Source organism: Rothia sp. HMSC062F03, assembly GCF_001836905.1.
GTDB classification, from domain to species: domain Bacteria; phylum Actinomycetota; class Actinomycetes; order Actinomycetales; family Micrococcaceae; genus Rothia; species Rothia mucilaginosa_A.
The window spans coordinates 1-5,769 of record NZ_KV830859.1 but is presented as its reverse complement, the minus strand read 5'-3'; the positions used below and the strand labels follow the sequence as shown (position 1 = coordinate 5,769).

4 protein-coding genes are annotated in these 5,769 nt (G+C 62.1%); 1 reads left to right on the top strand and 3 read right to left on the bottom strand.

Going from position 1 to position 5,769, the window contains the following annotated elements; genetic code table 11:
• Positions 1–13: 13 nt before the first annotated feature.
• Positions 14–106, top strand: coding sequence for an IS3 family transposase (locus HMPREF2674_RS09610; RefSeq protein ID WP_305793681.1), 93 nt, complete (start codon positions 14–16; stop codon positions 104–106).
• A 119-nt stretch (positions 107–225) separates the two neighbouring features.
• Here HMPREF2674_RS09610 and HMPREF2674_RS00020 read toward each other — a convergent pair whose 3' ends face one another.
• The 3 genes from HMPREF2674_RS00020 to metG form a co-directional block, all read right to left on the bottom strand.
• Positions 226–2,979 carry an ABC transporter permease gene (locus HMPREF2674_RS00020; protein ID WP_070824489.1) on the bottom strand — a complete coding sequence of 918 codons (2,754 nt, stop codon included), beginning with the start codon at positions 2,977–2,979 and terminating at the stop codon, positions 226–228.
• Between the two features lie 3 nt (positions 2,980–2,982).
• The gene (locus HMPREF2674_RS00015; RefSeq protein WP_070824488.1) at positions 2,983–3,750 is read right to left on the bottom strand and encodes an ABC transporter ATP-binding protein; all 768 of its coding nucleotides are present in this window, start codon (positions 3,748–3,750) and stop codon (positions 2,983–2,985) included.
• A gap of 347 nt (positions 3,751–4,097) precedes the next feature.
• Entirely contained in the window at positions 4,098–5,642 is a 1,545-nt protein-coding gene (gene metG / locus HMPREF2674_RS00010) for a methionine--tRNA ligase (protein ID WP_070824487.1), read from the bottom strand.
• Between the last annotated feature and the right edge of the window lie 127 nt (positions 5,643–5,769).

Sequence of the window (5,769 nt, the reverse complement as noted above, 5' to 3'; positions counted from 1 at the left end):
CCTTGACGCCTATATTACGCATTGGAATACGGTAAGACGTCAGGTGAAGCTTAGGGGCCTGACTCCGGTTGAATATCGGGTTCAGGCCCTGCAGGAGGCCGCATAACGGCTAGTATTTAATGCGTCCAAGTTTCGGGGCGCAGTTCATTCGAGGCACCCTCCGGGGCTTTCTCACGCCGAGTATCCGGGTTCGCCGGGTACTGTGACTATGCCAGGTACAGCGGGTTAGCCGCGCATACCCTCAACCGGGGACATGCGAGCCGAACGAGCCGCCGGCAGAGCCGAAGCGAGCATCGCGGCGAGCACACCCACAATGAGGATGACCACGTACCAGACGTACGGCAGGTCAAGCACGAGCGGGGCGGAAGCACTCATGGAAGACATAATAATCTGCGCAGAGAGGCTACCAATCACACCACCGGAAACCATACCGAGCACCACTGCGGCGAGCGTAATCAGAATCGCCTCAATGGAAATCATGCGGCGCAGCTGCTTGCGGGACAGACCCAGCGAGCGGAGCATCGCATTCTCGCGGCGGCGTTCGTTGACCGACAGGGTCATCGTGTTCGCCACACCAATGATGGAGATGACCACTGCGAGCATGAGCATCACCAGGGTGAAGGTCAGCATGACGGTCAGCAGCTGGTCGTAGGTCTGACGTTCCTGCAGACCACCGGTGAAGGAGCTGTCCGGGCTGGCTCGGTTCAGGTCAGCCTGCAGAGTCGCGTTCTCGCTACTGGTCAGCGGGGAGGCGGCGCGCACCAGAACGACGGTGTCGTTACCGGTTGCCTGGCTGGTGACAGTCAGGTGAGCGGCCTTCGTCTGAGCTTCTTTGTCACCGCTGGCGATTGCTTCTTCCATGCGCTTCTGAGCTTCCTCAGCGGCAGGGTTGGCCACCTTCTGCGGGTTCTTGGCGTCCTGCAGCTTGGCGGCGGTGGCAGGGTTGACAATCAGCAGGTTCTGCTTGGTTGCGGACCTGACGGGCTTGAGTTCCACTTCGCCGAGCGGGCCGTGTGCCTTCAGACGGCTGGACTCATTCAATCCAGCGGACTTCCAGAGGCCCTGCGGCACGAGCACGGTGTCGTCGGCAAGGTTCGAGTTTTCGCCCGGCAGGATTGCCTTCAAATCGGAGGAGCTCAGCGCCACCAGGTCGGAATTCTGGTTGGCGGTCTGTCCCTCGTACTCGACGGTGTAGTCGACCACACCGGCTGCGTAACCGACGGCGGATGCCTGAACGTTCTTAATACCCTTGACCTTGGAGGCGATTTCCTCCGCCTTGGTCACGGTGGAGGCAGCCTCGGACTGGTCATACGAGCTGTACTTTGCCTGCGCAGAAATCGGGTACTGCTGATCCAGGGCCTTGGTCAGCGAGGCGCTCAGCACCGAGTAACCGGTCAGCACAGTCGACACGACCAGGGTACCCACCAGCACGGCGCGGCCGGTGGAGACGGTGCGCTTGGGCGAACGCAGCGCGTTGGCGAGCGCGAGCTTGCCGGTCTGGGTGCGGGTGACCGTGCCGAGGGCACGTACCAGCGGCGGCAGTACCAGCGGGGTGAGGAGGAAAACCGCAATACCGAGCAGCAGTGCGGCCCCCATCATGAGGGCAATGGCCTTATTGCCGGCCCCCTCACCGGAACCCTGGTTCTGAGCCAGCATAGCCAGGCCGATACCTGCGGCGCCGAAGACCAGACCCAGGATCGGGCCGACCTTGCCGGGCTTGCGCACCTCAAGGTTGGTGTGCTCGCTCATCGCGCTGATGGGCGAGATGCGCAGGGCGCTTCGTGCCGGGGAGAGCGACGCCAGAACCGTCACGAGGGTGCAGATCAGGGTACTGATAATCACCGGGGTGATCGAGTAGGAGATCATGATGGTGGTGAGGTTTGCACCAACCAGCATGCCGACCGGGAAGGTCAGCAGTGCACCGATGAGGGAGAACACCACGCCCACGGTAATGGATTCGATGAGTAGCATCCGTACGAGGGAGCCGCCACGGGCACCGAGGGTGCGTAGCAGAGCCAGCTCACGGATGCGCTGGCCGACCAGCACCGCGAAGGTGTTGGAGATGACGAACGAGGAGACCAGCAGAGCCAGCGCCGCGAAGGCACCCAGGACCACGCTAATGGAGGTGAAGACCGTGGAGATGGTCTTCTGGTAGTCCTCCAGCAGCTTCTGACCGGTCATGACGCGCGGGTCGTTCTTGGCGTCGCCGCTGCTGAGGGTATCCTGCAGGCTCTTGAGCTTGGCGTCGGTTACGCCGTCCTTGAACTTGAGGTAGATGAGGTTCGCGCCAGCCATGCTTCGGTAGCCTGCCGCGGAGCTCTTGTTTTCTGCCTCGGATGCCTTCAGGGCGGCTTCGCCGAGGCTGGTGCCGCCAATGAAGACAGCCTGATTGGTGGTGGAGCCTTCAAAACCGGGGTCGAACAGGCCGACGACGGTGTATTCGGCGGTCTTATCAGTACCGGGGGCGCTGACGGATTCCACAACGTCGGTACTGGTGACCTTGCCGTTCAGCGAGAGGTTGTGCTTCTTCGCGAAGTAGGTAGAGACCATGATTTCGTGGTCGCTACTGGGGATTTTGCCCTGCACCTTGTACGGGAAGAGACTCGAGTCGGCGGGCAGCTGGTCGTACTGCACCTGGGTTGCCTGGTCGCCGGTGCCGAGCTTACCCGTGACAGCGTACTGTACCCAGTAGCCGGAGAGCAGGTCGCTCTTTTCTACTTTCTGAATCTGGTCACGAGTCAGGTAGATAGAGGTGCTGTCTCTACCGTCGGAGGTTGTAGCGGCGGAGGCGACAACCGCCTCGGCGCGGGAGAGCACGTCACCCACGGAGGAGTTGACGGTCGCCTGCAGCGAGTTGGTGAGCATCATAATGGCGGCGATGAAGAAGGATGAGATCGCGATGCCTATGCCCGTGAGAATGTATTTTCCTTTGGAGGCGCGCAGATTGGAGCGCGCCACCGTGTTCAGTGTGGTTGCCACGGCTTATCGACCTTCCAGCTGTGCCATTGCGCCGAGGACGGCGTCGTAGGTGGGTTCGATCATTTCGCCGGCGACCATGCCGTCCTTGATGAAGACCACGCGATCTGCGTAGGAGGCGGCGTTTGCGTCGTGGGTGACCATGAGGATGGTCTGTGCGTGGTCGGTTGCGGCGGCACGCAGCAGGCGCAGCACCTCGGCGCCGGAGTTGGAGTCGAGGTTACCGGTCGGTTCGTCGGCGAAGACCACTTCGGGACGGGCAAGCAGGGCGCGCACGATGGCGACGCGCTGCTGCTGACCGCCGGAGAGCTGTTCGGGGCGGTGGTCGAGGCGGGTTTCCAGGCCGAGGGTCTTGACCAGGTAGTCGCGCCACTGCTGGTCCGGCTTCTTACCGGCGAGACCCAGAGGCAGGTCAATGTTCTGGCCCGTAGTGAGGGTGGGCACCAGATTGAACGCCTGGAAGATGAAGCCAATGTGTTCGCGGCGGAATTCGGTGAGGGCGTTGTCCTTCAGGCCGAAGAGCTCGGTACCGCCAATACGAATCGAGGTTGCCGGGTTCGGGTCGGGGGTGTCCAGGGTTGCGATGGTCTGCATCAGCGTGGACTTACCCGAGCCGGAGGGACCCATAATGGCGGTGAACTTGCCCTGCTCAAAGTCAACGGAGACGTTGTTGAGGGCGTGGACGGTGGCTTCACCCATGCCGTAGGTTTTGGAAAGGTTTCGTGCGGAGACGGCGGGCTGTGCCGTCTGTGCGTGAGGAGTTGTCGTAGTCATAGTTCAATTATTTCACGCAATGTGGCGCTGACTACTGGGTTTTTCTCATCCTCCAGGTTGATTTTGGCGGGTGTTCGCCGGGTCTTGACCTGCGGATGCAGGGTTTCCCGGTGCTTCCGCGGTATGAGCTGAACGCGAGGCGGCCGGAACGGGGTACCGACCTCATCCTTAAGTATGAGCGGCGACCAAACCAGCGTCCCGTCTCTACCCTGCGCCCGTACCTCTCCATACGCGCGTACACGAAAAGCCCCCGGCTCCTCCCCACTGGGGTAAGGATGCCGAGGGCTTTCTCACGCTATCCGTTACGGCGCTATCTCACGCGCCAGCCGCTATTACTCAAGCAACCGTTACGCCTTGGGTGCCTCGTAGCGCGGGAACACCGGTGCAGGTGCGGGCAGCTCGGTGCCGGGCACGAGCGCGGTGCCGAGGGCCGCGAACTGGCGAGACTCACCCTCGGGCACGCCGAGCAGGGTCAGCAGCTTGGCGGTCGAGTCGGGCATGACGGGCTGCAACAGCAGAGCAACCTGGCGCACGACCTCGAGGGTCACGTACAGCACGGTGTTCATGCGCTCAAGCTTGCCGTTCTTGCGCAGGGTCCAGGGCTCCTGCTCAGCGAAGTAGGCGTTGGTGTCTGCGAGGACGGTCCAGATGCGCTCGAGGGCGCGGTGGAAGGCCTGCTCGTCGAAGTCGGCGCGAACCGGCTCGTAGAGGGCAGCCGCCTCGTCGAGGATCTTACGGTCGGCCTCGGTGAATTCGCCGTGCTCAGGCACAGCGCCGCCGCAGTTCTTGGCGACCATGGACAGCGAACGCTGGGCGAGGTTGCCGAGGTTGTTTGCCAGGTCGGAGTTGATGCGGTTGATGATGGACTCTTCGGAGTAGGATCCGTCCTGGCCGAAGGAAACCTCGCGCATGAGGAAGAAGCGGACGGCATCCAGGCCGAACGCGTCGACGAGGTTTGCGGGGTCGACGACGTTACCGACGGACTTGGACATCTTCTCGCCGTTAACGAGCAGGAAGCCGTGGCCGAAGACGCGCTTGGGCAGTTCGATTCCGGCGGACCACAGGAATGCGGGCCAGTAGATGGAGTGGAAACGGGTGATGTCCTTACCAATGAGGTGCAGGTCGGCGGGCCAGTACTTGGTGAACAGCTCGTTCTCGGTGTCGGGGTAGCCGAGGCCGGTCAGGTAGTTGGTGAGAGCGTCGACCCACACGTACATGACGTGCTTGTCGTTGCCGGGTACGGGTACACCCCAGTCGAAGGTGGTGCGGGAGATGGACAGGTCGTTGAGGCCGCCCTTGACGAAGGAAATCAGCTCGTTACGGCGGGATTCGGGGAAGACGTAGCCCTCGTTGGCGTAGAGCTCCAGGAGCTTGTCACCGTACTTGGAGAGGCGGAAGAAGTAGGACTCTTCCTCGGTCCACTCGACCTCGGTGCCGGTTGCGATGGCGTAGCGCTGGCCGTCGCGGACCTCGGTTTCGTCTTCTGCGTAGTAGGCCTCGTCGCGGACGGAGTACCAGCCGGCGTACTTGCCGAGGTAGATGTCACCGTTCTCTTCCATGCGCTTCCAGATGGCCTGGGATGCGACGTAGTGGTCGGGGTCGGTGGTGCGGATGAAGCGGTCGTAGCTGATGTTCAGGGCGTCGTTCATGGCCTTGAAGCGTGCGGAGTTCTCGTCGGCGAGTTCCTTGGCGGTTTTGCCGAGCTTCTCTGCGGTGGTCTGCATCTTCTGGCCGTGCTCGTCGGTGCCGGTCATGAAGCGTACGTCGAAGCCGTCGAGGCGCTTGAAGCGGGCCAGCACGTCGGCGGCGATGGTTTCGTAGGCGTGGCCGATGTGCGGGTTGCCATTGGGGTAGGAGATGGCGGTGGTGATGTAGAACGGAGTTGCAGTCATAGCTTTCAGTTTACCGCAGTCTTAGGCTAGGCTCTCACCGGGGTTACACTCTGATACGCACTGACTCATTGCGTGTGGGTGGAGGCTAGCACGCCGTATGTTTCCTCCGCGCCTACGCAGGGGCACC